We start from the raw sequence: 23646 nt of genomic DNA on the forward strand, positions 1-23646 counted from the left end.
AGGCGGATGCCGGCAGGAAGCGCACCGCCGGGCCCGTCAATTGCAGCGCACTTCCCCGAAATGCTGCGCCAGGCTCAGGCCCAGTCCCTGCTCCACGGCGTTTTCCACCTGCGCCGCCAGCGCGGCTGCCTCTTCCGCCGCCTTGATGTCGCGCTCGTTGGTGGAACCGGCCGGATAGCCGGAGTTCACGCGCATGCCGCCGAAGACGAACAGGCGGTAGACGTCGGCCAGGCTGATGCGGTTGACGTTGCCCAGCAAGACCCAGTGGTCGGAACTGTCGGCCACGCGCTTGCCCCACTGTACCCGCACGGCGCCGTCCACGTTGACTCTTCCCACCCAGCCCTGCTGCACCATCTTGTCGAGCAGGGTTTCCATCTCTTCGAAGCCCAGGCGCGTGCTGCGCCGGATCTCGGCCGCGCCCACCAGGGCCGAATCGGCGCAGTGGCACGCCTGGTGCAGCACTTTCAGGATGGCGACGGCGTCGACGAATTCGCTGCCCGGTGCCGCCTCGTACCACCAGCGCTCGTATTTCACGACGGGCAAGGCGGCCACCAGCAAGGCGCCCACCAGGGTGATCATCCAGCTCAGGTATATCCACACGAGGAACAGCGGCAAGGCGGCCAGCGCGCCATAGATGCGCGAATAGGTGGGGAATTCCTGGATGAATTCGCCGAAGCCGCGCTTGGCCACCTCGAACGCCAGCGCCGCCAGCAAGCCGCCCCAGGCCGCGTCGCGCCAGTCCACGTCGCGATTCGGCACGGCGATGTACAGCAGAGTAAACGCCAGCATGGTCAGGCCGATCGACACCAGCGTGTAAAACACGGCGCCGATGAACGGCACGGCGCCCACCACGCCGCTGGTGGCCATGAAAAGGCGCGAGGTCACCGTCAGCGACACGCCCACCAGCAGCGGCCCGAGAGTCACGATGGCCCAGTAGACGAGCAAACGCTTGGTCCAGCGGCGCTCCTGGCGCACGCGCCAGATGCGGTTGAAGACGCGCTCGATCAAGCCCATCATGCCCACCGAGGTGACGATCAGGGCGCCCGCGCCGATGGCCGACAATCGCGTCGCCTTCGACGCGAACGTCGTCAGGTAGTCGAGGATGGTGTTCGAGATGCCCTTGGGCATCACGCTTTGCACGAAATAGTCTTCCAGCGCGTGGCGGAAGGTATTAAACAGGGGGAAAGTGGTGAAGATGGCCAGGGCCAGCGTGAGCAGCGGCACCAGCGCGAACACGGTGGCGAAGGTCAGGCTGCCGGCCACTTGCGGCAGGCTTTCCTCGCGCACGCGGCGGCGCGCGAACTGCAGCAGGTCGCGCGTTTCGGACCACGTCAGGCCGCGCACGACGTCCAGCCCCATGCTCAGGGTGCGCCACAGGTATTGGAAGAACGGGAATATATATTTTGAAAACATGTGCAAAATCAGAACGGCGCCATGACAGCAGTCGTATCAGGCTGTAAAGCGCCCTATAATACCAATGATGAAGCCAACCAATCTGATTATTCTCGTATTGTTTTATTCACGCCATGGCGCCACGCGCCAGTTGGCCGAGCTGATAGCCCAGGGAGTGGAAAGCGTGCCTGGCTGCGATGCGCGCCTGCGCACCGTGCCCGCCGTCTCCACCGTGACGGAAGCGACGGCGCCCGAGGTGCCGCTGGACGGCGCGCCCTACGTGGAACTGGACGACTTGCAGGAATGCGCGGGCCTGGCCCTGGGCTCGCCCACGCGCTTCGGCAACATGGCCGCCGCCATGAAGTACTTCTGGGATGGCACGGCCAGCGACTGGCTGGCCGGCAGCCTGTCCGGCAAGCCCGCCTGCGTGTTCACGTCCACGGGCAGTCTGCACGGCGGCCAGGAATCGACCCTGCTGTCGATGATGATTCCCCTCTTCCACCACGGCATGCTGGTCATGGGCTTGCCCTACACGCATCCGGAACTGATGACGACGTCCACGGGCGGCTCGCCGTATGGCGCCACGCACTGGTCGGGCATAGACGGCGACAAGGCCTTGAGCGACGATGAAAAACGCCTGGCCGTCGCCCTGGGCCGGCGCCTGGCGGAAAACGCCGCGAAACTGGCAGGTGCATGATGCACGGCACACTGCACAAGTATTTTCACTGGGGCGCCATCGCCAGCCTCGTCACCCTGATCGTCTGGTGTCTGCTGTGGGAAACCGTCGTCGCGCCCCTGCAGCCGGGCGGCTCCTGGGTCGTGCTGAAGGCGGCGCCCTTGCTCATTCCCCTGTACGGCGTCATCAAGCGCGACGTCTACACCCTGCAATGGTCGTCGATGGTGATCCTGCTGTACTTTACGGAAGGCGTGGTGCGCGGCTACAGCGACACGAACCCCACCTCGGCCCTGATGGCCTGGGGCGAGGCGGCCATCGTCTGCGTCTATTTTGTCTGCGCCGTGCTGTATCTGCGCCCGTATAAAAAGGCGGCCAAGCGCATGGCCAAGGAGCTTCTGGAAAAAGTGAATAAAGTGAGCATCAAAAAATGACCGAACAGCCAGTGCATGACCAAGCCGACTTCCTAGCCGCCTGCCGCGACCTGCTGGGCGATACCTACGTCCTCACCCGCGATGCCGACACGGCGCCCTTCCTCACCGACTGGCGCGACCGGTTTACGGGCAAGGCCCTGGCCGTGCTGCGCCCCGCCACCGTGGAACAGGTGGCCGCAATCCTGCGCGCCTGCGCGCAATGGCAGGTGCCCGTCGTGCCGCAGGGCGGCAATACGGGCCTGGTGCTGGGCAGCATTCCCGACGCCACCGGCACGGCCGTCGTGCTGTCGCTGGCGCGCCTGAACAGCATCCGCGCGCTCGACCCCGTCAACCGCACCATCACGGTCGACGCGGGCTGCATCCTGCAAACCATCCAGGAAGCGGCCAGCGCCGCCGGCTGCCTGTTCCCCCTGTCGCTGGCGGCCGAAGGCAGCTGCACCATCGGGGGGAATCTGGCGACGAACGCGGGCGGCACGGCCGTGCTGCGCTACGGGAACACGCGCGAGCTGTGCCTGGGCCTGGAAGTGGTCACGCCGCAGGGCGAGATCTGGAGCGGCTTGCGCGGCCTGCGCAAGGACAATACCGGCTACGATTTGCGCGACCTGTACATCGGCGCCGAAGGCACCCTGGGCGTGATCACGGGCGCGGTCATGAAACTGTACCCGCAGCCGAAGGCCTGCATCACGGCGCTGGCCGCCATGCCCTCGCCCGCCCACGCCCTGCGCTTGTTAAGCCTGATGCAGGACCATTGCGGCGCCAGCCTGACGGGTTTTGAGCTGATGTCGCAATACTGTTTGCAACTGGTGGCGCAGCAGTTCCCCCAGCTGCCGCGGCCTTTCGCTGACGCGCACGGGCAGTCGCATGGGCAATATGTGTTGCTGGAACTGTCCAGCAGCCAGTCCGAGGCGCATGCCGTGGAATTGCTCGAAGCGAGCATCGGCGCGGCCCTGGAAGACGAGTTGATCGAAGACGCCGTCGTCGCCAGCTCCGTGGCGCAGTCCGAAGGCCTGTGGCAACTGCGCGAACATATTCCGCTGGCGCAGGCGCAGGCGGGCAAGAACATCAAACACGATATCTCGCTGCCGATTTCCCGCATCGCCGACTTCATCGCCGTCACGGATGCGGCCCTTGCGTCAGCCTTCCCCGGCTGCCAGCTCGTATGCTTCGGCCACCTGGGCGACGGCAACCTGCATTACAACGTGGCGCCGCCAGCCGGCATGACGGACCGGGATTTCCTGGCCAACCAGGATGCCATCAACCGCATCGTGCACGACCAGGTCCACGGCTTTGGCGGCTCGATATCGGCCGAGCACGGCATCGGCGCACTGAAAAAGGCGGATCTGGCGCACTACAAGTCGCCGCTGGAACTGCAGCTGATGCGCGCCGTGAAGCAGGCGCTGGACCCGCAAAACATCATGAATCCGGGGAAGATATTGTGAAGCCATCGTCTCTCCTGCTCTGCGCCATGGCCTTGCTGGCCGGTTCCGCCAGCGCGCAGGACGTCTACAAATGCGTGCAGGATGGCCAGACCAGCTATAGCGCCACGCCCTGCACGGGCGGCCAGCTGCAGATCCTGGAAGTTCCCTCGCCTCCGCCCGCCGTCGACAAGGGCGCGGCCACGCGTCAGGAACGGGTGGCCAGCCAGATGGAAGCGGCGCGCAAGAAGCGCGAAAACCTGGAAGACCAGGCGCGCGAACGGGCCGCCAAACAGAAGGAAATGCACGAGAAGCATTGCGCCCAGCTACGGCTGGAACAAAAATGGGCGGCGCAGGACGCCGTCGGCGCGGGTGATAAAACCCGCAATGCGGCGCAACTGAAAGCGCGGCGCGCCGGCGAGCGCCTGGCCGTTGAATGTCTGAATTGAGTGCGCCGGCAGCCAATCCCGCAGGTATGCGCCTGTTGTCGCGCTGGCTGCTGCTGGGCGAATGGCGCGCGCATCCCGTGCGCGCCTTCGTCGCCATCCTCGCCATCGCCATCGGCGTGTCGCTGGGCTTTGCCATCCATTTGATCAACGCGGCCGCCTTCAATGAATTTTCCACGGCCGTCAAAAGCCTGTCCGGCCAGGCCGACGTGCAAGTGGCCGGGCGCGAAGCGCTGTTCGACGAAGCCGTCTACCCGTGGCTGGCGCAGCGCGACGGCGTGGCCGTTGCCTCCCCCGTGCTGGAACTGCAAGCCGGCGTGAGTGGCAAGAAGGACGGCGGCCCGCTGCACATCCTGGCGCTCGACGTCTTCCGCGCCGGCTTCATCTCGCCCGACCTGATCGGCGCGCCGGCCGAAGGCCAGCCTTTCGACACCCTGGCCGACGACGCCATCTTTTTATCGCCTGCCGCCTTGCGCTGGCTCGACGTCGCCGAAGGCGGCCAGGTCGCGCTGCAATCGGGCACGGGCACGGTGTCCCTGCGCGTGGCCGGTTCGCTACAGCGCGCGCGCGCCGGCCAGCGCATCGCCGTGATGGATATCGGTGCGGCGCAATGGCGCTTCAACAAGCTGGGCAAGCTGTCGCGCATCGACCTGAAACTGCGCCAGGGCGTCAACCGCGACGCCTTCCAGGCCGCGCTGAGCAGCGCGCTGGAAGCGCAGTACCCGGGGCGTTTCCAGGTAGGCCAGCCAAATGATGAAAACCAGAATAGCCGCAACAATAACCTGAGCCGTGCCTACCGCGTCAACCTGACGGTGCTGGCCCTGGTCGCCCTGTTTACGGGCGCGTTCCTCGTGTTTTCCACGCAGGCCCTGTCCGTCATCCGCCGCCGCGGCCAGTTCGCGCTGCTGCGCGTGCTGGGCATGGAGCGCAGGCCATTGCTGCGCCAGGTGCTGCTGGAAGGCGCCAGCCTCGGTATCGTCGGCGCGGCGCTGGGCATCGCCGGCGGCTATGCCATGGCCGCCGTGGCCCTGCGCTTTTTCGGCGGCGACCTGGGTGCCGGCTATTTCGCGGGCGTGCAGCCGCAGGTGCAGTTCACGCCCGTCGCCGCTTTCGTGTATTTCGCGCTGGGCCTCGGTGTGGCCTTGCTGGGCTGCGCGGCGCCCGCGCTGGAAGCGGCGCGCGCGGCCCCCGCCATCGCCTTGAAATCGGGCAGCGAGGAAGTCGTGACGACGCGCCTGGCCAAGACCTGGCCAGCGCTGGCGTGTCTGCTGCTGGCCGGCGCCTTGACGTTTTTGCCGCCCGTGTTCGAACTGCCCCTGTTCGGCTACCTGTCCATCGCCCTGCTGCTGATCGGCGCCATCGCCCTGATGCCGCAGCTGGCGGCCGTCGTCTTCCGCGCCCTGCAAGCCGCCTGGCTGCGCACGGAAACGAGCAAGCATGCGCCCGTGCGCAGCCTGACCGTGGCCCGCCTGGCGAACGCCTCGGGCCAGGCCGGCATTGCGCTCGGCGGCGTGCTGTCGAGCTTTAGCCTGATGGTGGCGATGGCGATCATGGTGTCGAGTTTCCGCGTTTCCGTCGACGACTGGCTGCTGCAGATCCTGCCGGCCGACGTGTACACGCGCCCGGCGGCCAGCGGCGGCACGGCGGGCCTGAGCCCGCGCGAGCAGGCCGCCATCCTCGCCCTGCCCGGCGTGGCCAGGGTGGATTTCCAACGCCTGCGCTCGCTGTCGCTGGCGCCCGAGCGCCCGAACGTCATGCTGCTGGCGCGCCCCATCAACTTGCGGGACCCTGGCAAGAGCATGGTACTGGTGGGCGACACCCTGCCCGTGCCGGCAGGCAGCCGGCCCGTGTGGCTGTCCGAAGCGGCGGCCGACCTGTACAACGTCAAGCCTGGCCAGCAGATCGCGCTGCCGCTGGCGGGCGGCCTGCACAAGTTCTTCGTCGCCGGCATCTGGCGCGACTATGCACGCTCGTCCGGCGCCATCCACATGCCGCTCGATGACTACCGCGCCCTGACGGGCGACATGGACGTCAGCGATGCGGCCCTGTGGCTGGCCAAAAATACCACGGGCGAGCAGTTGCAGCAGCGCCTGAAAGCCCTGCCTTTCGGCGCCAGCCTCGAAGTGTCGAACCCGTCGGCCATCCGCGCCCTGAGTCTGCAGATATTTGACCGCAGCTTCGCCGTCACGTATTTACTGGAAGCCATCGCCATCGTCATCGGCCTGTTCGGCGTGGCCGCCACGTTCTCGGCGCAGACCCTGGCGCGCGCGCGCGAATTCGGCATGCTGCGCCACGTGGGCGTGACGCGCGGCCAGATCCTGTCCATCCTGGCGCTCGAGGGCGGCGCGCTGACGGCGCTGGGCATCGCCACCGGTTTTGTGTTGGGCCTGTTGATCAGCTTTGTGCTGGTCTTCATCGTCAATCCGCAATCGTTCCACTGGACCATGCAGCTGCACCTGCCGTGGTCCTTGATCGCCACTGTGGCCGGCGCCCTGCTGACGGCCGCCGCCCTCACTGCCCTCATCGCGGGGCGCCAGGCGCTGTCCGCTGGCCCCATCCGCGCCGTCAGGGAGGACTGGTAATGCGCCGTTTGACTTGTTTATTATTGTTTTGCAGCGCCGCCGCCATCGCCGCGCCGCCCGCCTTCGCCCCCGTCACGCCGCTGCCGGCCGGCCAGACCCTGCGCATGCCGCACGATTTCGGCGCCCATCCCGCCTATAAAACGGAATGGTGGTACGCCACGGGATGGGTAAAAACCGCCGGCGGCGAGCAGCTGGGCTACCAGGTGACCTTCTTTCGCAGCGCCACGTCCGCCGACGCGGACAACCCCAGCGCCTTCGCGCCGAAACAGCTGATCATCGGCCATGCGGCCCTGTCCGACCCGAAAGTGGGCAAGCTGCTGCACGACGAGAAAAGCGCGCGCGAGGGTTTTGGCCTGGCCTACGCCAAGGTCGGCGACACGGACGTCAAACTCGACGACTGGCGCATGCGGCGGCAAGCGGACGGCACTTACCAGGTCAGCCTGGCCGCGCGCGATTTTAATTTGCAGCTGGTCCTGGCGCCCACGCAGCCCGTGCTGCTGCAGGGCGTTGGCGGCTATTCGCGCAAGGGCGCGCGGCCCGCGCAATCGAGTTACTACTACAGCGAGCCGCAGCTGCGTACCACGGGCACCATCGCCCGCGCGGGCGGCAAGCCGGAAGCGGTGACGGGCGCCACCTGGCTCGATCACGAGTGGTCGAGCCAGGTGCTTGATGCGGACGCCAGCGGCTGGAACTGGATAGGCGCCAACCTCGCTGACGGCGGCGCCCTGATGGCCTTCCAGATCCGCAGCAAGACAGGTGCTAAACTATGGGCGCACGCGACATGGCGCGATGCGTCCGGTAAGATGACGCAGTACGCGCCCGGCGACGTCGATTTCACGCCTACGCAGCTGTGGCGCTCGCCCCGCACGCAGGCCGAATACCCGGTCGCCACCGAGATCCGCACGGGCGCCACGCGCTGGCAGATCAAGCCCTTGCAAGCCGACCAGGAGCTCGATTCGCGCCGCTCGACGGGGGCCGTGTACTGGGAAGGCGCCGTGACGGTGGAGCGCGACGGCCAGCCCGTGGGCCGCGCCTACCTGGAAATGACGGGCTATGTCCAGCCGATGAAGTTGTAAGCAATGCATAAAATGCCGGGGTCAGACCCATCGGGTCTGACCCCGGACAAGCAAAAAAGTAAATCAAAGCGAAAAACAATGACAACCAGCACAGAAACAGGCAGCACCAGCAAAGCAACCGCCGCAACCGCCGCAAGTACCGCACCGACTCCCGACACCGGCAGCAGCCGCGAACTGAAAAAAGGCAGCCTGGCCGCCTTCAAGGGCTTGATGCCCTTTCTGACGCCGTACCGCAAGCAGTTCTTCCTGGCCGGAATCGCGCTGGTGGTGGCCGCCGCCTCGACCCTGGCCATTCCCGCCGCCTTCAAGCAGATGATCGACCTGGGTTTCGGCGGCGCGGCCGGCTCGAAAAGCATCCAGCACGTCGACCTGGTGTTCCTCGCCCTGTTCGGCGTGGCGTCCATCCTGGCGCTGGCCACGGCGGCGCGCTTTTACACGGTGTCGTGGCTGGGCGAGCGTGTCACAGCCGACATCCGCAGCGCCGTGTACCGCCACGTCGTCACGCAAAGCCCGGAATTCTTTGAAACGACGCAGACGGGCGAAGTCCTGTCGCGCATCACCACCGACACGACATTGATACAAGCCGTGGTCGGCACCAGCATCTCGATGGCGCTGCGCAATGTGCTGCTGTTCCTGGGCGGTCTGGTGATGCTGTTCGTCACCAGCGCCAAGCTGGCGGGCATCATCATCGGCCTCTTGATTCTCGTCGTCGTGCCCATCATCGTGTTTGGCCGCCGTGTGCGCAAGCTGTCGCGCGATTCGCAGGACCGCATCGCCGACGCGTCGGCCATGGCCGGCGAAATCCTCAACGCCATGCCCACCGTGCAGGCGTTTACGCACGAAAAGATCGAATCGAAACGCTTCGGCGACTCCGTCGAAGGCGCCTTCATGACGGCCATGCGCCGCATCCGCGCCCGCGCCCTCTTGACCATGATCGCAATTTTGCTGGTCTTCGGCACCATCGTGTTCGTCCTGTGGCTGGGCGCGCGCGCCGTGCTGGAAGGCGCGATGACGGGCGGCGACCTGGGCCAGTTCATCCTGTACGCTTCCATCGTGGCCGGCGCCATCGGCGCCCTGTCCGAAGTCATGGGCGAAGCGCAGCGCGCCGCCGGTGCCACCGAGCGCCTGCTGGAACTGATGGCCGTCAAATCGGAAATCGAGTCGCCTGCCACGCCGCTGCCGCTGCCCGCGCGCGCCGCGAATGGCGCTTCGCTGTCGCTGGACGACGTCATGTTCTCGTATCCGTCGCGCCCCGATACCCACGCGCTCGATCACGTCAGCCTCGACATCCGCGCCGGCGAAACGGTGGCCGTCGTCGGCCCGTCCGGCGCCGGCAAGACCACGCTGTTCCAGCTGTTCCTGCGCTTCTATGACCCGCAAAGCGGCAGCATCCGCCTCGACGGCGTCGACATCAAACAGCTCGACCTGCACACCCTGCGCGACGCCATCGGCATCGTGCCGCAGGATACCGTGATCTTCTCGGCCGACGCCATGGAAAACATCCGCTACGGCCGCGCCGGCGCCAGCGACGAGGAAGTCATCGCCGCCGCGAAGATGGCGGCCGCCCACGAATTCATCGAGCGCCTGCCGAACGGCTACAAATCCTTCCTCGGCGAACGGGGCGTGCGCCTGTCCGGCGGCCAGCGCCAGCGCATCGCCATCGCCCGCGCCCTGCTGAAAAACCCGCCGCTGCTGCTGCTCGACGAAGCGACCAGCGCGCTGGACGCGGAATCGGAACGCCTGGTGCAAAAGGCGCTGGAAGCGGCCATGGTGGGCCGCACCACCGTCATCATCGCGCACCGCCTGGCCACCGTGCAGCGGGCCGACCGCATCATCGTCATGGAAGACGGCAGGATCGTCGAGACGGGCACGCATGCGTCGCTGGTGGCGCTTGGCGGCATCTACGCGAATCTTGCCGCACTGCAATTTCATCACGTACAGCTCAATCCAGCGGAATAATCATGAACGCACTTTTCCACGCCAACCTGGGCATCACCGATTTCTGGACCTTTTTACTGGGGACCATCTTCATCGTCATCCTGCCCGGTCCCAACTCCATGTACGTGCTGTCCGTGGCCGCCCAGCGCGGCGTGCGGCCCGCCTACCAGGGCGCCTTCGGCATCTTCGCCGGCGACCTGATTCTGATGGTGCTGTCGGCCTGCGGCGTCGCTTCGCTGCTGAAAGCCAGCCCGGCCCTGTTCTACGTCGTGAAATACATCGGCGCGGCTTACCTGGGCTGGATCGGCCTGCAGATGCTGATAGGCTGCTGGCGCAAGCTGCGCGCGCCCGCTCCCGCTGAAGGCGAAGCGGCAGCCGTGCCGCCCCCCGTCAAGGAAAGCGACCCGTTCCGCAAGGCGCTGATCATCAGCCTGATGAACCCGAAAGCGATTTTGTTCTTCATCTCGTTTTTCATCCAGTTCGTCGACCCGGCCTTTGCAAAGCCCGTGCTGTCCTTCATCGGCCTGGGCCTGATCTGCCAGGTGATCAGCTTTACCTACCTGACGGCCATCATCTTTGTCGGCGCGCGGCTGGCCGAGACCTTCCGCCGCCGTCGCCGCCTGTCGGCCGGCATGGGCGGCGGCGTGGGCGCCATGTTCATCGGCTTTGGCGCAAAACTGGCCACGGCCACCCTGTAAGGAAAACACCGTGAACGAGCTTGAACTGCGCCAGCGCTGCCACACCATCCTGCCGGGCCACCGCCAGCCCACGCCAGCGGCCACCTTCGCCGCCATGGCCGCCTGGTGCGATGCCAACGATGTTGCGCACGATACCTATGGCGAGGGCGCGCTGATCGAACAGTTCGAGAACAAGATCGCCGGCCTGCTCGGTTTCGAGGCGGCCGTGTTCTGCATCACGGGCACCATGACGCAAGTCACGGCCCTGCGCCTGGCCTGCCAGGACCGGGGCTCGCGCCTCGTCGCGCTGCACCCGACCTCGCACATCCTGCGCCACGAGCGGGGCAACCATGAATTGCTCGATCACTTCAAGGGCTTGATGCTGGGCGACCCGCACCGCCCGTGGACGGTGGACGACCTGCGCGCCGTGCCCGATGCGCTGGGCGCCGCGCAGGTCGAACTGCCGATGCGCGAAATCGGCGGCCAGTGTCCGTCGTGGGATGCCTTGAAAGACATCAAGCGGCACTGCCGCGAACGCAATATCCACCTGCACATGGATGGCGCGCGCCTGTGGGAAGCACAAGCCGGTTTTGGCCAGTCCCTGCCCGCCATCTGCGACGGTTTTGATTCCGTCTACGTGTCGCTGTACAAGGGCATCGGCGGCCTCGGCGGCGCCATGCTGGCCGGCAGCCGCCCGTTTGTCGAGCGTGCGCGCGCGTGGTTCCACCGCCAGGGCGGCAACATCGTGCACCGCACGCCCTACGTGGTGGCCGCCGCCATGCAGTTCGACGCGCGCCTCGCCGCCATGCCCCGCTATTTTGCGCGCACGCAGTGGCTGTACGCGCTGCTGCGCGATTTTCCATCGATCGCCGTCAACCCCGCCCAGCCGCAAGCGAACATGCTGCATCTGCACCTGCCCGTGTCGCGCGAGCGGGCCATCGCCATCCGCAACCAGGTGGCCGAAGACCACGGCATCTGGCTGTTCGGCCGCGCCAGCCACGCGGCCCTGCCCGGGCACAGCGTGGTGGAGTGGTATGTGGGCGACAACTTGCTGGAACTGCCCGACGACACCGTGCGGCTGGCATTGACCCTGCTGGATCAGGCCATGCGTAACAAGGCACCATCGGCGTAGGTCGGGGTAGGTCGGGTTAGCGCATAGCGCGTAACCCGACAACACCACAGCCACAGCCATCGCCAACAATACCGTCGGATTACGCGCGGCTTCGCCACGCTAATCCGACCTACACCCTACCGCGCCCAACAGCGCACCACCGCTGGGGTCTGCCCCCAAAAAAAAAAGCGCCCGAAGGCGCTTTTTTCCTTTCATGGCGGCCGGGTTGGCCGCCACTACCTGCTTAGAACTTGTAGTTATAAGCGAGACCGATCAACTGCATGCGGGTCTTGAACAGGCCCTTGGTGGTTTCACCGTTGCCGGTGCAGCCCGTCTTGACCGGCGAGCAGTCGTTTGTGTAGTTGACGTCAGCATCCTTGAAGTCGATATAGCTGTAAGCCAGGTCGATCGAGGAATTGGCGTTCAGCTTCCAGTTCGCGCCGATCGAATACTGCATGCGGTCGCTGTCCGGCAAGGCCGGGTGGCGCAATTCGGCGCTGCGGACCGGCGCCTGGTCGTGGGCGATACCGGCGCGCAGCATCAGGCTTTCGCTGTACTTGTAGTTGGTGCCCAGCGACACGCGGTAGGTGTCTTTCCAGTTCTGGCGAATGCGCTCGGCGCCTTCGGCCGTCGGCGGGAACTGGATGTCCAGGTTCTGCAGGCGCGAAGTGCGGGTCCAGGTGACGTCGCCCATCAAGGCCCACTTATCATCCATCTGATGGAAGGCGTTGACCGACAGGGTTTCCGGCGTGCGCAATTCCACCAGCGCTTCCGAATTGACCTTGTTCGATGCCTTGGCGATGAAGGCGTTCACGGCCGGATTGCTCGTCACTTGCGAGAAGTCCCAGATGGTGCTGCCCTTGAGCTTGTGCGAAATCGACGAGCGGTAGGCGATACCGAAACGCGTGCCTTCGTTCAGCTGGTACAGGTAGCCCAGGTTGAAGCCGAAGCCCCAGTCATGGCCATCCATCGAGGCATGGCCATCCTTGATCGGGCCCTGCAGCGCGGCGCCCGCAGCTTGCGCCGCAGCCAGACCCTGCGTCTTGGCGATATTGGCCAGGAAGGCCTGCGATGCGCTAGGGGCAAACTTGCCCAGGAAAGCAACCGAACCCGGCACGTCCACGCCCTGGCCCAGTTCCGCCTTCATGTATTCGGCCGTCACGCCGAAACCGAACGAGTGGTGCTGGTCCAGCTTGAACGACACGGAAGGATTCAGGGCGATGGCTTCGAGCTTGATATTGGTGATCGCGTAGCGGCCATACCAGTCGTTGCCGTAGTCAAGCTTGGCGCCATACGGCACGAACAGGCCAGCGCCGACGGTCCACTGCTCATTGATTTTCTTGCTGGCATACAGCGCTGGCGCGAACACGGCATCCGGCGCATAGTCCTTGGTTGCCGCGTAAGGCGTGCGGTTGCCCGGGAAGAAAGGCTTGGAGCCCGAATCCGTGTAGGTCGAATGCGGTACCACCAGGGTGCCGCCGCCCACGAATTGCGTGCCTTCCAGGCGCGCCATGCCGGCCGGGTTATAGAAAATGGTCGACGCGTCGGCCGCTTCGGCGCCGCTGGCATCGGCCGTGCCCTGGGCGGAAACGCTTTGCGAGCCGAAACGGTAGCCCGATGCCTGGGCGGTGGAAGCGAAGCCGGCGCATGCGACGGCGATGAGGAGGGGCAGATATTTATGTTTCAAGTTAGTCTCTCTTTATTATATGAAGTGTCTTCGTCACATTGTCCCGGGTAGCTCAACCTCACCCGTCCTGCACTGTTCTTGCCGCCGTGAACTCCAATTCACTGACGGCATGAGCGAAGCATATAATATTTTTTAGAAAAAAGCGAACGTTCGCTCTTTTTATGAAGCAGCGTTGTTTTCCATGCCAATCACGACGCACTACAGCGCCGGCGCCGGTGCTGGAAGCGGTATCAGGAAGCGCTGATGCATCAGCGCCAGCATCTGTTCGGCCGGCACGGGACGCGAGATGAAATAGCCCTGCACTTCATTGCATTGCAGCGCGCGCAGGATGTCGAGCTGCTCGCGCGTCTCCACGCCTTCGGCCACCACGCTCATGCCCAGCGCATGCGCCATCGACAGGATGGCGCGCACGAAGACCTCGCCCTGCTCCGAGCGGCCCAGCTCCATGGTGAAGGCGCGGTCGATCTTCAAGCCATCCATGGCGAACTTCTGCAGCTGCGACAGCGAGGAATAGCCGGTACCGAAATCGTCGACCAGCAGGCGCACGCCCAGCGCGCGGATGGCCGACAGCTGCTCCACGGCGCGGTTCTGCTCATCCATCATGGCCGATTCCGTGATCTCCACCTCGATCAGGCGCGCGTCGATGCGGTGGCGCGTCAGCGCCGACGCCAGCACCTGGTGCACGTCGCCGCGGCCGAACTGGCGCGCCGACACGTTGATCGATACGGGCACCAGTTCCAGTCCGCTGGCTTGCCAGCGCGCCATCTGCAGGCACACCTTTTCGATGACGACTTCGCCCAGCTGCGAAATCAGGCCGCTGCTCTCGGCCACGGGGATGAATTCCAGCGGCGGCACCATGCCATGCTGCGGATGGTGCCAGCGCACCAGCGCCTCCATGCTGCACAGCTGCCCGCTCATGGCGTCGACGCGCGGCTGGTAGACGACGAGGAACTGGTCCTGCTCCAGCGCCGCCACCAGGCTTTGCTCCAGTTCGCGGCGGCTGCGGATGGTTTCGAACAATTCCGGCTGGAAAAAGCGGTGATGGCCCTTGCCCGCCACTTTCACGGCGTACATGGCGATGTCGGCGTTCTTCAGCAGCACTTCCGTCTCGGCGCCATCGCGCGGATACAGGCTGATGCCGATCGAGGCCCCCATCTTGTGGCGTTCGCTGCCCAGGTAAAACGGTTCGTCAAAGGCGATGGCGATGCGCTGCGCCACCTGCTCGGCGCGGCTGTCGTCCTCCACGGGGTCGAGCACGACAACGAATTCGTCGCCGCCCAGGCGCACGACGTGGTCGCCCGGCCGCAGCACGGCCTTCAGGCGCAGGGAGGCGGCGCGCAGCACTTTATCTCCCTCGGCGTGGCCCTGCGTATCGTTGATATCCTTGAAGCCGTCCAGGTCGATGAACAGCAGCGCCAGCATGCGCCGCGCGATGGCGGCGCGGCCCAGGGCGCCGGGCAGGAATTGCTGCAGCCAGTATCGGTTGGGCAAGCCCGTCAAACCGTCCTCGTTGGCCAGGCGGCGCAAGTCGCGCTCGTGCTCCTTGGCCGTGCTGATGTCTTGCAGAGTGACGGCCAGGCGGTCGCCGCTGCGCACCAGGCGCCGGCGTATCCAGCGCAGCTTGAAGGGATTGCCTTCCGGCAGTTCGATCTCTTCCTCGGAGAAGCCGGACTCCATGGCGGCCCGGTAATTGTGGATCAGGTCGCGGAAATACGGCTCATGGGCGCGCGACTGCAGGCGCATGCCCAGCAATTGTTCGCGCCGCACGCCGAAGTAGCCGGCGCCCGGCTCGTTGCAGTCGACCATCTCGAAATCGAGGATGCTGCCATCGGCGCCGCGCAGGGCGGCGATGATATAAAAGCCGTCGCTCGTGCCTTCGGTGGCCATGCGGTAGGCATTGCGCACGCCTTCGGACTGGTGGTGGCGCCACGCCAGGCGCAGCGACAGCACCGTGGCGACGGCGGCAAAGGCCAGCAGCAGCACGGTGACGGCCAGCGCGATGCCGATATAGATGGTGCGCGTTTCCTCGTAGGGGTGCAGCATTTCGCCGTCCGACAGGCCGACCACGGCCGCAAACGGATAGGCTTTCAACGCCTGCCAGCCCACATAACGGCTTTGCTTGTCGGAAAAAGCGATCCGGCCGCCCGAATGCAGGGCGCCGCTCTCCGTTTCCAGGAAACTGGTGTCGAGGAATGGCGTACCCTGTGCGCTCTGGGCCGGCAACACGCGCGCACCGAGACGCGTGCTGAACAGCTCGCCCTCTTCCCCCACCATGGCGGACATGCCGAACTTGCCGAAATTGACACTGTTGTAGAATTCGGAAAAATAGCTGGAGTGGATGGAGATCAGCAGCACGCCGTCGAAATTGCCATCCACGTCTTCCAGCCGGCGCGTGAAATGCACGAGGCTTTCGTCGGCGCCCGGGGGTGCCGCCGCTTCGCTGGCGGCATTGGCCTTTCCCAGCGCGATGCGCAGCGCGCTGGAATTGCTGCGCCAGTGGCGCAGCAGGAAATCGCTGCGCTCGTTGACGCGCAGGCGCTGCAGCGGCGCCGTGGCCGTCACGGGATGACCCTTGCGGTCGAGAATGGCGACGATGGCAAATTGCGGCAAGGCATACATGCCCTGCGTCTTCAATTGGTCGAGACGCAACTGGCCGCGCGAATTTTCCCATTCATACTTGAGCTGCAAGGTCAGCTGGTCCATCTGCTCCAGGGTGCGCAGCAGATACTGGCTGTAGGCTTTCGACAACGAGGAAACGCTGTCGAGCGCCTGCTGCTGCGCCACCTTTTTTTCCGCCTCCAGCTGCAGCAAGGTGGCCGTCCACAGCACCGCGCACAGGACCAGCCCCAGCAAGGGCCAAGCCAGGATCAGGCGCAGATTGGCCTTGAAAAAATCGGCCCTGCTCATCTCCACTACGGCGCCGTTATTATTATTTACAAATTGTCGCAAGAACATGGTGCAGCGTCTGCCGTTTCTGTGTATTTCTTCAAGGACACACAAATTACCACAGAGTCATGTTTACAGGTAAGCCGGCCGCGTAATTATGTATGCGGCCCGCAGACCGCCTGTCGCGCCTGCGTTACAATCACCATCCTTACCGTTGGAGAAATACATGCAGCAATATCAAGATTTGATCAAGACCGTGCTCGAAACGGGCAGCTGGCAAGACAACCGCACGGGCATCCGCACCCTGAGCGTGCCGGGCGCCATGATGCGTTTCGACTTGGCCAACGGCAACTTCCCTGCCGTCACGACCAAGAAACTGGCTTTCAAATCCGTGATCGGCGAATTGTGCGCCTTCCTGCGCGCCTCGCGCAACGCGGCCGAGTTCCGCGCGCTGGGCTGCAAGGTGTGGGACCAGAACGCCAATGAAAATGCGCAATGGCTGGCCAACCCCTACCGCGAAGGCGAGGATGACCTCGGTCCCGTGTATGGCGTGCAATGGCGTCAATGGCCTGCGTACAAGCTGCTCGACGCCGACCAGCCCGCGCAAATCGCCGACGCGCAAGCGAACGGTTTTACCCTGGTTGCCCCCATCGTCGAGGACGGCGTGCAAAAAGTGCTGCTGTACAAGGCCGTCGACCAGTTGCGCGAATGCCTGGACACCATCATGCACAATCCCGGCAGCCGCCGCATCCTGTTCCACGGCTGGAACCCGGCCGTGCTTGATGCCGTCGCCCTGCCCGCCTGCCACTTGCTGTACCAGTTCATCCCGAACGCCAGCACGCGCGAAATTTCGCTGTGTTTATATGTGCGCAGCAACGATATCGGCCTGGGCACGCCGTTCAACATCGCCGAAGGCGCGGCCCTGCTGCACCTGGTGGCGCGCCTGACGGGCTACACGCCGCGCTGGTTCACCTACTTCATCGGCGACGCGCACATCTATGAAAACCACCTCGACATGGTGGAAGAACAATTGAAGCGCACGCCGTTCCCGGCGCCCAAGTTTGTCATTTCCGACCGCGTGCCCGATTACGCGAAGACGGGCAAATACGAACCGGAATGGCTGGAAAAGATCGAACCGTCGGATTTCTCGCTGGAAGGTTATGAACACCATGCGCCGATCAAGGCGGCGATGGCCGTCTGATGGCGGTCGCACCGCTGGCAGCCCTGCACCGCAAGCTGTTTGACGAAACGGACGGCGTTAAGTTTTCCAAGCTGAAAGACCGGTTGCTGAAAAAGCATGCGGCCGACGAGCGGCAAGCCGTGCTCGCTATCCTGACCGCCTACGCCAGGGAAGGCCAGTTGCTGCACTGGCGCGCCTTCCTGATGACGGATATCGTCGCCCTGGCCGAACCGGGAGAATACGGCGATTTTTTCAGCTGGAGCCTTGATATGGACGGCCTCGCCTACTGGGGCGTGGATGGCATGCTCAAAAGCATGGGCAAGGAGGCGTATGCTCCGCTCGTGGCCTTGGCCACTGCGGAAAATGCCAAGCTGAGCGTGCGCGCCAAGGCCGTGAAAAGCTTGGCCGTCTTCAGCCGCCAGCCTTTCGATGCCGGTTTGCCGTACGATCCCGGCCATTGGAAGGAAGAGCAGCTGCGACTGGAGGCTGTACAGGCCTGGCAGCGCGATGGCTACCCGGATGGCGCAGGCCATGCGGCGCCCGCCACTCACGCGGCGCTCGAGGATCCGCGCACGCCGCTGGAAAAGGCTGCCGCCAGGCTGGAGAAAAAACTGGCGGCCCGGCGCAAAAAGGAGCAGGACCTTGCGCAGCCATCGAACTGGCTGACCATCGCCAGCGCCGCCGACATGGCCGGCATCGCGCAGCGCTGGGCCTTGCCGGAGCAGTACCGGCGCTTCCTCGCTTGCCATTCGCCGCTGCGGGTGTTGATCGACAGCCAACAATATTTCCAGGGCTTGAGCCTGTACGGCGCGGCCGAGCTGGTCAAGGCCCAGTCCGGTTACGCCTGGGATGCCGTCAGCGGCGCCGCCATCGCCGGCTGGCCGGAACAATACCTGGTGATCGCCGACGCGGGCGCCGATCCGTATTGCCTGGACTTGGGCGCCATTGCCGGCGGCGATGCGCCCGTGTACACGGCAGAACACGGCATGGGCGCATGGCGCTTCGAGCGCCATGCGGACAGTTTCATCGACTTCCTGAACGAGATCGCGGCGGCGGCCTAGCCTGCTTCGCCTCCCGGTCCGCCCGGGCCGGGACCGCCTGGGCCGCCCGGCCCCCGTCCGCCCGGCGGACCGAAGCGCGGTTCCCGTTCGCCCTCTTTCGCCGCCGACGTGGCGCCGCCCAGGCGGTACGACAGCCCCACGTAAATCATGCGTCCATCGAAGCGCCGCGTGCTCGTCTCGCGCAAGGAAGCGCTGTTGATGACGGTTTCCATCTTGTTGCTGCTGAACACATCGGTCACATTCATGACCAGGCTCAGCTGCGGCGTCACCGTGTGGCGCCAGCTCACGTTCAAGGTGTTGTTCGGCGAACGGTAGCCCTGTCCCGACAGCATCTTGCCCTGCATTTGCAGGGCCAGCTGCAGCTGGTTGGCCGGGTTGATCTGGTAATTGAGGCGCGCGCGGCCGCTCAGGGCATTCGCCGTGCGCGTGCTGCGGTTGCCCAGGTCGTCGGAACTCGTCTGCTGGCTGCGCGCCAGGTTGCCGCTCGTGTTCAGGGTCAACGATGGCGTGAGCTTGCCGCTGACGCTGAACTCCAGGCCGCTCGAATGGCTGCCCTCGCCGTTTTCCCGCGTTGTCAGCAGCACATTGTCACTGATGAAATAGCGGTAATCGACGATGGCATCCGTGTCGCGCCGGTGGTAGGCACGCAAGCTGCTTTCCAGGCCAAACAATTTGGTTTCATAGCCGATCTCGAACGAATCCGTCTGCGTGGGTTTCAGCTTCGGGTTGCCGGCCGACACATTGAACTCATCGCGGTAGATCACGTACGGGTTCAGGTCGCCCGCGCTCGGGCGGCGCAGGCGGTGCGCATAGCTGAAGCGCAGGTTGCTCTCGTCGCTGACCTTATACGTGGCGAACAGGCTGGGAATGTAGTTGATGTAATTGTTGCCGGCCTCGACGCCGCTGGTGATCTGGCGCACGTTCAAGTCCGTGTATTCGGCGCGCAAGCCGGCCAGCGCACCCCAGCGCTCGCTCAGGCGCATCTGGTAGGAGCCGTACAGCGCAATGGTGCGTTCGTCGAGCTCGAAACGGTTGCTGCGCATGGGGTTGACGGTGGCAAGCAGACTGGCCGGGTTGATGTCCGTGTACAGGGTGTCGAAGCTGCTCTTGTTGTCGGCCACCTTGTAGCCGAGCTTGGCCGTGCCGCCCGCCAGCGGACGCTCGTAGTCGCCGCTGAAGTCGACGATGCGGTTGCCCGTCTCGCTGTGCTGGCGCGCGCGGCTGTCGAAGGCATTCACGGGCGCCACCGCATAGGTATTGGCGTAATCGCTGTCGCTCTCGTTGGTCGACGACGACACGCGCAAATCGATCTTGAGAGTTTCCCCCGGCAACTCGCCCTTGTGGTCGTAGCGCGCGCCCCAGCTGTAGTTGCGGCTGTCGCCGTTGCGCACGGTACTGCGCACATAGTCGCCGATGGTGCTGCCCGTGCTGTCGCCATTGAGGTAGCGGTCGAGCGAGCGCTGGTCGTTGCTGCGCCCGTTATACGACACGCTGGCGGCAAGGGTGTCGTTGGCGTTCAGGTTGTAATTGACGGTGCCATGCAAGCCCAGCGAGTCGTTCAAGCCATTGCTGGTGGACTGCTGACTGCTGGGGGCGAACGCGCCCGTGCCACGCTCCAGGCGCTCGCGGCTGACCTCGGCCACGGAATTGCGGCCGTCATGACGCACATTGATGCCGCCCTGGTAGCCCCACGGCCCCTCGTTATAGGTGCCGGAGACGGAGCTGTTGTAGCGTCCGGCAATGCCCGCATTCGCGTTGACGGTGGCAAAACCGCCCGGCTTGCGGTTGCGCCGCATCACCAGGTTCAGGATCGGGCCGCCACCGGCCTCGTTGCCGAACTGGGCGCCGGGATTGTTGATCACTTCCACGGATTCGATATCGTCGGCGGCCATGGCGTTCAGGGTGGCGCCGCGCGAATCGCCCTGCAGCATGGCCGACGGCTTGCCATCGATCAAGATCTGCACATTGCTGCTGCCGCGCAGGGAGACGGCCCCATCGGGATCGACGGCCACCGACGGCACATTGTTCAAGGCATCGGCCGCCGTGCCATTGGTGCTGCCGACGTCGGACTTGACGTCGTAGACTTGCCGGTCGATGCGGCCCGTGGGACGTTCGGCCGTCACGCTGACGGACGGCGGCGCATCCACGGCGGGCGTCTTGGCAGGCGGCTTGACGATGGTATCACCGGTGACGGTTTGCGCCTGAACAGCGGCGCCGGAGACGAGCAGGCTGCCGCCCGCCAGGCAATGGAAAAGAAGTTTATGCATTTGGCTAAAAGATAATCGAGACGCTACGGATGAGGCACTACGCCGCAGCGTGAGAGCACATGTGTGGGCACAGTTCAAGCATGCCACGATTACAAGGAGCAAAGCAAATGCGAACCATTGTTATTTACTTCAATTTACAAATCTCTTGCACTTGTGGCTGTACAGCCTCATCCGATGACCTTTGCGCTATCTTTACGTTACCTCAGCAAGCCATTGCCGCGCGCCAGTTTCAGCCAGCCCGGATATTCCGTCATCAATAAATCATACAGTTCTGCGTCGCTGTGCTCGTCGGGCGAGCTGACGGAAAAGTAATTGGCGTTGTCGACCAGGCGGCCCTGCAGTTCGTCGAGCTTTTCCAGAAACGGGAAGTCGGAATCGGCAAAGGCGGCGAGAAACTTGCTTTTCGACTTGCGCCCCTTGCCGATGCCCATGAATTGCCAGAAGATGGGCTCGTTACTGGCCCAGCGCAATTGCTTTTCCGTCGTCGCCTGGTCGCTGGTGCCGCCATCGGTCACGAACATGACGTACACGGGCAGCTCGGCCGCGACGGGCCGCGTGCGCTCGCCGCCGGCCTTGTCTGGGAAATAAAACGCGCGGATCGCCTGCATGGCGGCGCCATAGCGCGTGTCGCCCTCGAGCGGATGGCGCTGTATGGCCTGGCCCACATAGGTATTGCAGTTGCTCAAGGCCATCGGTGCCGGATGGTGGACGTTCTTGCCGAACAGGAAAACGTCGATCTCGCCATCGTCGTCGAACTTACAGCCCAGCGCCAGGATGCGCTCGGCAAAGCGCTGCACCAGCCCCTCTTTATACAGCCGTCCCATGGAACCGGAAATATCGAGGCACAGGCACACCTTGGCCCGATGGTCGGACAGGCCCACTTTTTGCAAGGACACGCCCGCCTGCTTGACCAGGCTGACCAGCTGCGGTGCCTCGCGTTCGACGCGCTTTTCCAGATTGATCTTCGCCTGCATGACGGCCGAAGCCGCCGCAGGGGCGGCAGAGGTGGCAGGAGAGGCCTGGTCGACTTCGCCGCCGAAATGCTGCACCAGCGCATCGAGGCCTCCATTGAAGCCCTGGCCCACGGCCATGCAGCGCCAGCCGCCGTCCTTGCGGTAAATTTCTGCCAGCATGACGGCTTTTTCCTGTGCGAAATCACTGCCCGCGAACGCGAAGCGGGCCAGTTCGCGTCCGCCCGCCTGCAGGCGCACATGGCCCGATTGCAGCTGCGACATCACGCCGCCGCCATCGATGGAAGCCGTCACGACGAGGCGGTCTATATTCGCCGGCAAGCGCGCCAACTGCAAGGCAAACGCGGCCGTGTCGCCGCCGCTGCCCGTGCGCACTTCCACGCCGCCGCACGGCGTGCGCGGCTGGTTGAAAAAAGTCATGTAGCGCTCGTCGGACAGCTTGCCGGCCGCATCGAGGCCGAAACAGGCGACGTCCAGCGCAAGGCCCTGCGCGGCGACGCCGATGTCCAGCACGCCGTCGGGAACGAGATTGGCCAGCGGCAAGCGCTGTCCCTTGCTCAAGGTTTCCATCAGTGCCTCCTAGGCGATATAGCGGCGTGGATTGTCCGCATTGCAATCATCTTCATCTTCCTTGTCCTCGCCCTTGAAGACGACGGGACCGTTGAAAGCCAGCTGCAGGTTCTCGCCCTGCCAGCTCAGCCACGGCGTCGCTTCGCTGCCCGGCTCGGACGTCTTGCCGGACGGCTCGAGAATGATGCTGTCGGGCGTGACGCGCGCCATGCCGATCACATAGGTGTAGACGCTATCGTCCTCGGCCGCCTTGGACAAACGGAAATCGAAGTCGCACTCGACGATCTGCTGGCCATACTGCATGACCATCTTGGGCCGCATGGAGGCGACGGAAACGGCGCCATTGGCCACCGCCGAATACACGCTGAAGACGAGGCCTACCGTGCCGCCGTAATGCTGCGCCAGCGCCGGATTGACTTCCACCGTTTCCGTGGCCGGCTCCTTGCCGGATGCGCCCGCCACGTCGCCCAGGTGGCGCACGAAAGGCATGCTGTCGAAGTTGCCGGCCGCGTCCGGTGCCTGGATGAAGCGCATCTGGCCGTTCGGCAAGAGGATGCCCACGCGTAAGTCGAGATCGTCGTTATCGTCGTCGCCATCGCCGTTATCGACCCAGGTGGCCTTGACGGTGAGTTTGCGCGGCGCGCCCGCGCCCTTCTCCAGCGACACCTTGTGCGTCTGCCCCGCCTTGGTCAGCGAAATTTTCGACAAGGAAATCTTGGGTGCCGGCGCCGGTTCCGCTGCCGCCTGCGCCACTTCGCCGCCGAAATGCGCGACCAGTGCATCGAGGCCGCCATTGAAACCCTGGCCCACGGCCATGAAGCGCCAGCCCCCGTCCTTGCGGTAGAACTCGCCCAGCATGACGGCTTTTTCCTGCGCAAAATCAGATCCTGCATACGCAAAGCGGGCCAATTCTCTCCCGCCGTCTAGCAGACGCAGGTAACCGCTGCCCAGCTGCGCCATGGTCGCTGCCCCATCGATGGCGGCCGTGACGACGAGGCGTTCGATGGCGGCAGGCAAACGGTCCAGCTGATAGCTGAAGCCTGCCGCATCGCCGGACGGCGCCGATGTTTCCACGCCGCCGCACGGCGTGCGCGGCTGGTTAAAGAAAGTCATGTAGCGGTCGTCGGACAATTTGCCGGCGGCATCGAGGCCGAAACAGGCGAAATCCAGCGGCACGCCGGCGCTGGCGAACCCCAGTTGCACGACATTGCCCGTGACGAGGCCGGACAGCGCCAGGCGCTGCCCCTTGATCAGGTTTTCCATGGGATTATGTATTCAGA

General features: G+C 64.6%; 17 protein-coding genes. 11 read left to right on the forward strand and 6 right to left on the reverse strand.

Translation table 11 applies throughout. From position 1 onward, the window contains the following. Window positions 1-36 precede the first annotated feature (36 nt). Window positions 37-1413, reverse strand: coding sequence for a YihY family inner membrane protein (locus tag JAB4_RS17895; protein ID WP_227741983.1), 1377 nt, complete (start codon window positions 1411-1413; stop codon window positions 37-39). 67 nt (window positions 1414-1480) lie between these two features. Here JAB4_RS17895 and wrbA point away from each other — a divergent pair, with 67 nt between their 5' ends. The 9 genes from wrbA (at window position 1481) to JAB4_RS17940 (ending at window position 11765) form a co-directional block, all read left to right on the forward strand. Beyond that, window positions 1481-2089 (forward strand): NAD(P)H:quinone oxidoreductase, encoded by a 609-nt coding sequence (gene wrbA, locus JAB4_RS17900; protein WP_070224480.1) that lies wholly within the window; start codon window positions 1481-1483, stop codon window positions 2087-2089. Continuing rightward, window positions 2089-2499 (forward strand): DUF2069 domain-containing protein, encoded by a 411-nt coding sequence (locus JAB4_RS17905; protein WP_070224481.1) that lies wholly within the window; start codon window positions 2089-2091, stop codon window positions 2497-2499. Before wrbA ends, JAB4_RS17905 begins: the two co-directional genes overlap by 1 nt. Next, window positions 2496-3938, forward strand: a complete 1443-nt coding sequence (locus tag JAB4_RS17910) for an FAD-binding oxidoreductase (protein WP_070224436.1) — start codon at window positions 2496-2498, stop codon at window positions 3936-3938. Before JAB4_RS17905 ends, JAB4_RS17910 begins: the two co-directional genes overlap by 4 nt. Further along, window positions 3935-4363, forward strand: coding sequence for a DUF4124 domain-containing protein (locus JAB4_RS17915; RefSeq protein ID WP_083287885.1), 429 nt, complete (start codon window positions 3935-3937; stop codon window positions 4361-4363). Before JAB4_RS17910 ends, JAB4_RS17915 begins: the two co-directional genes overlap by 4 nt. Then, window positions 4351-6942, forward strand: a complete 2592-nt coding sequence (locus JAB4_RS17920) for an FtsX-like permease family protein (RefSeq protein WP_070224438.1) — start codon at window positions 4351-4353, stop codon at window positions 6940-6942. Before JAB4_RS17915 ends, JAB4_RS17920 begins: the two co-directional genes overlap by 13 nt. Further along, entirely contained in the window at window positions 6942-8018 is a 1077-nt protein-coding gene (locus tag JAB4_RS17925; protein ID WP_070224439.1) for a carotenoid 1,2-hydratase, read from the forward strand. The genes JAB4_RS17920 and JAB4_RS17925 overlap by 1 nt, the downstream gene beginning before the upstream one ends. 78 nt (window positions 8019-8096) lie before the next feature. Beyond that, window positions 8097-9977 (forward strand): ABC transporter transmembrane domain-containing protein, encoded by a 1881-nt coding sequence (locus JAB4_RS17930; protein WP_070224440.1) that lies wholly within the window; start codon window positions 8097-8099, stop codon window positions 9975-9977. A gap of 2 nt (window positions 9978-9979) precedes the next feature. Further along, window positions 9980-10654 (forward strand): leucine efflux protein LeuE, encoded by a 675-nt coding sequence (gene leuE, locus JAB4_RS17935; protein ID WP_070224441.1) that lies wholly within the window; start codon window positions 9980-9982, stop codon window positions 10652-10654. A 10-nt stretch (window positions 10655-10664) separates the two neighbouring features. Then, window positions 10665-11765 carry a beta-eliminating lyase-related protein gene (locus JAB4_RS17940; RefSeq protein WP_070224442.1) on the forward strand — a complete coding sequence of 367 codons (1101 nt, stop codon included), beginning with the start codon at window positions 10665-10667 and terminating at the stop codon, window positions 11763-11765. A 223-nt stretch (window positions 11766-11988) separates the two neighbouring features. Here the strand turns inward: JAB4_RS17940 and JAB4_RS17945 are convergent, their stop codons facing one another. After that, window positions 11989-13431: an OmpP1/FadL family transporter gene (locus tag JAB4_RS17945; protein WP_070224443.1), complete on the reverse strand. Its 1443-nt coding sequence runs from the start codon at window positions 13429-13431 to the stop codon at window positions 11989-11991. A gap of 198 nt (window positions 13432-13629) precedes the next feature. After that, window positions 13630-16338, reverse strand: a complete 2709-nt coding sequence (locus JAB4_RS17950) for an EAL domain-containing protein (protein WP_070224482.1) — start codon at window positions 16336-16338, stop codon at window positions 13630-13632. A gap of 205 nt (window positions 16339-16543) precedes the next feature. On the opposite strand from JAB4_RS17950, the gene JAB4_RS17955 reads away from it, so the two are divergent. Together JAB4_RS17955 and JAB4_RS17960 are read left to right on the forward strand one after the other, a co-directional pair. Beyond that, complete coding sequence (locus tag JAB4_RS17955) at window positions 16544-17518, forward strand: thymidylate synthase (RefSeq protein ID WP_070224444.1); 975 nt, start codon at window positions 16544-16546, stop codon at window positions 17516-17518. Next, the gene (locus JAB4_RS17960) at window positions 17518-18558 is read left to right on the forward strand and encodes an SMI1/KNR4 family protein (protein ID WP_070224445.1); all 1041 of its coding nucleotides are present in this window, start codon (window positions 17518-17520) and stop codon (window positions 18556-18558) included. The genes JAB4_RS17955 and JAB4_RS17960 overlap by 1 nt, the downstream gene beginning before the upstream one ends. Here the strand turns inward: JAB4_RS17960 and JAB4_RS17965 are convergent. The 3 genes from JAB4_RS17965 to JAB4_RS17975 all read right to left on the reverse strand — a co-directional run bounded on the left by JAB4_RS17965 (window position 18555) and on the right by JAB4_RS17975 (window position 23629). Then, window positions 18555-20825 carry an outer membrane beta-barrel family protein gene (locus tag JAB4_RS17965; protein WP_070224446.1) on the reverse strand — a complete coding sequence of 757 codons (2271 nt, stop codon included), beginning with the start codon at window positions 20823-20825 and terminating at the stop codon, window positions 18555-18557. The two genes, JAB4_RS17960 and JAB4_RS17965, sit on opposite strands and share 4 nt — an antisense overlap. 197 nt (window positions 20826-21022) lie before the next feature. Beyond that, the gene (locus JAB4_RS17970) at window positions 21023-22366 is read right to left on the reverse strand and encodes a VWA domain-containing protein (RefSeq protein WP_070224447.1); all 1344 of its coding nucleotides are present in this window, start codon (window positions 22364-22366) and stop codon (window positions 21023-21025) included. A gap of 9 nt (window positions 22367-22375) precedes the next feature. Next, a complete protein-coding gene (locus JAB4_RS17975; RefSeq protein WP_070224448.1) occupies window positions 22376-23629 on the reverse strand; it encodes a TerD family protein in 1254 nt (417 codons plus the stop codon). Window positions 23630-23646: the final 17 nt, after the last annotated feature.

The sequence above is a fragment of the Janthinobacterium sp. HH102 genome (assembly GCF_001758625.2).
In the GTDB taxonomy this organism is placed as follows: Bacteria; Pseudomonadota; Gammaproteobacteria; order Burkholderiales; family Burkholderiaceae_D; genus Janthinobacterium.